Origin of the sequence: Clostridium sp., assembly GCF_032552055.1 — a bacterium.
GTDB lineage: Bacteria > Bacillota > Clostridia > Clostridiales > Clostridiaceae > Clostridium.
On record NZ_JAWGSV010000365.1, the window covers coordinates 1 to 2,183 of the forward strand.

Here is a 2,183-nt window from a genome sequence, read left to right on the forward strand (position 1 = left end):
TGGAATAGGGAGTGATAAAATTTGAAAACCCAAGAGGAGATCTTAAAGTTACTACCTTTAAATTTAGCAGAAGAACTAAGGGAGATATTTATAAATAACTTATCAGTTCAAGAAATAAGGATAAAAGCAAATAAACCAGTTATAGTAAATTTATCTTATAAAGAGATAATATTAAGATTTATACCTAGCATTGATGATTTAAAACAAATTTTGGTGAGAATATCCAATTATTCACTATATGCTTATGAAGAAGAAATAAGACAAGGGTATATAACTATAAAGGGTGGACATAGAATAGGTATTGCTGGTGAATGTGTTTTAAATAAAGGGGAAATAAAAACTATTAGAAATATATCTTCATTAAATATAAGAATATGTCATGAAGTTAAAGGATGCTCTAATGAGGTTATGAAGTATATTACTAAAAATGATAGTATTCTTAATACTTTAATAGTTTCACCACCTAAATGTGGGAAAACAACAATATTAAGAGATATGGCTAGGAATATTTCAAATGGAATGCCTTTATATAACTTAAAAGGTAAGAAGGTTTCTGTTATAGATGAAAGAAGTGAAATTGCTTCTTGTTTTAATGGAATACCCCAATTAGATATAGGCATAAGAACAGATATATTAGATAATTGCTTCAAAAAAGATGGAATGATAATGGCTATAAGAAGTTTATCCCCTGAAATAATAATATGTGATGAAATTGGAACATATGGCGAAATAGAAGCATTAAATATGGCTTTTAATTCTGGAGTAAATATTATAGTTACAATTCATGGATATAGTATTGATGATGTTTATAAAAGGGCTGTATTTAAAGAGCTACTGGAAAATTCTATTTTAGATAGAATAATAATCTTAAGTAGTAGAAAAGGACCTGGTACTATTGAGAATATTTATTCAATAGAAGAAAGTGGTGATGTTAAATGCTTAAAATAATGGCTGTTTTAACTATTTTTTTATCTAGTAGTTTTATTGGATACTACTATGGTGAAACATTTAATAAGAGAAGTAAACAGCTTAAGGAATTTCTAAAAGCAATTTTATTTTTAAATAATGAAGTTATTTATGCAAACACTCCATTACCTGAAGCTTTAAATTATATTTCTCATAAAGTGGAAGATCCAATAAAGTCAACATTAAGTGGTGTTTCATCTAGACTTAATAATAATGAAGTAGAAAGTGTATATTCAGCATTTAAAAAGGAATATAAAAATAGTAGTCAGGATTACTTTTTAAAAAGTGAAGATGAGGTCATAATAAAGGACTTCTTTAAGGGACTTGGAGAAACAGGAGTATATGGACAAGATAAAATTTTTAATTTAACTATAGAAAATTTAAAGGTAAATTGCAGTACTGCAGAAGAGCTAGCAAAAAAAAATTCAAAAATGTGTAGAGTTTTAGGTATATGTTTAGGAGCAATGATATCAATTTTTTTCATTTAATTAGGAGGGGAAGAAATGCTAGACATAAGTATATTATTTAAGATTGGGGCTATGGGAGTTCTACTTATCGTAATTGATAAGGTATTAAAGGCAAGTGGCAAAGATGATGTAGCAGTAATTACTAATATAGCTGGGATTGTAATTATACTAATTACTGTGATTGGATTAATAACTGATTTATTTAATTCTGTAAGAACTATGTTTATGTTTTAGGTGGAGGTATGGAGATAGTTAAAATTGTAGCTTTTGCCTTAGTTGCATTATTTATCTTTCTTATGCTAAAGGATAGAAGGAGTGATGTAGCAATTCTTGTTTCTTTAGTAGCAGGTATTCTTTTATTTATATTTATTATATCAAGTATTAGTGATGTTTTAAACTTTATAAAAGATATATCAAATAAAGCTAAGGTAGATGTAGTTTATATAGGATTAGTACTAAAGATACTTGCAATATCATATTTAGCTACATTTTGTAGTGAAATATGCAAGGATGCTGGAGCTTGTAGTATAGCAAGTAAAGTTGAGTTTTCAGCTAAAATATTGATATTAACCTTAGCAATACCTATCTTAATGGCAGTTCTTGAATCTATATTACAAATATTATAGGAGGAGATATGTTAGAGAGGGGAAAGGGGATTAAGTTAATCTGTGGCTTTATTTTTTGCTGTATTATCTTCATTAATATAGGATTTAAAGAGGTTTTAGCTGTTGATAATGAAAGCAATAGTTT

4 protein-coding genes are annotated in these 2,183 nt (G+C 27.4%); all 4 read left to right on the forward strand.

The window, feature by feature from the left end:
* The first annotated feature begins 21 nt into the window (after positions 1 to 21).
* From spoIIIAA to spoIIIAD, 4 genes are read left to right on the forward strand one after another with little or no spacing between them, the layout of a single operon-like run.
* On the forward strand, positions 22 to 948 hold the full coding sequence (gene spoIIIAA, locus E6248_RS15550; protein ID WP_316341677.1) for a stage III sporulation protein AA: 927 nt from the start codon (positions 22 to 24) through the stop codon (positions 946 to 948).
* Positions 936 to 1,454 carry a stage III sporulation protein SpoIIIAB gene (spoIIIAB, locus tag E6248_RS15555; protein WP_316341678.1) on the forward strand — a complete coding sequence of 173 codons (519 nt, stop codon included), beginning with the start codon at positions 936 to 938 and terminating at the stop codon, positions 1,452 to 1,454. The genes spoIIIAA and spoIIIAB overlap by 13 nt, the downstream gene beginning before the upstream one ends.
* A 15-nt stretch (positions 1,455 to 1,469) precedes the next feature.
* Positions 1,470 to 1,667, forward strand: a complete 198-nt coding sequence (spoIIIAC, locus tag E6248_RS15560) for a stage III sporulation protein AC (protein WP_136005471.1) — start codon at positions 1,470 to 1,472, stop codon at positions 1,665 to 1,667.
* Positions 1,668 to 1,675: 8 nt separating this feature from the next.
* Complete coding sequence (spoIIIAD, locus tag E6248_RS15565) at positions 1,676 to 2,059, forward strand: stage III sporulation protein AD (RefSeq protein WP_316341679.1); 384 nt, start codon at positions 1,676 to 1,678, stop codon at positions 2,057 to 2,059.
* The last annotated feature ends 124 nt before the right edge of the window (positions 2,060 to 2,183 follow it).

Excerpts from the sequence above, each read along its gene's own strand:
- spoIIIAB (WP_316341678.1), top strand. The coding sequence starts at position 936 with ATGCTTAAAATAATGGCTGTTTTAACTATTTTTTTATCTAGTAGTTTT.
- spoIIIAC (WP_136005471.1), top strand. The coding sequence starts at position 1,470 with ATGCTAGACATAAGTATATTATTTAAGATTGGGGCTATGGGAGTTCTA.
- spoIIIAD (WP_316341679.1), top strand. The coding sequence starts at position 1,676 with ATGGAGATAGTTAAAATTGTAGCTTTTGCCTTAGTTGCATTATTTATC.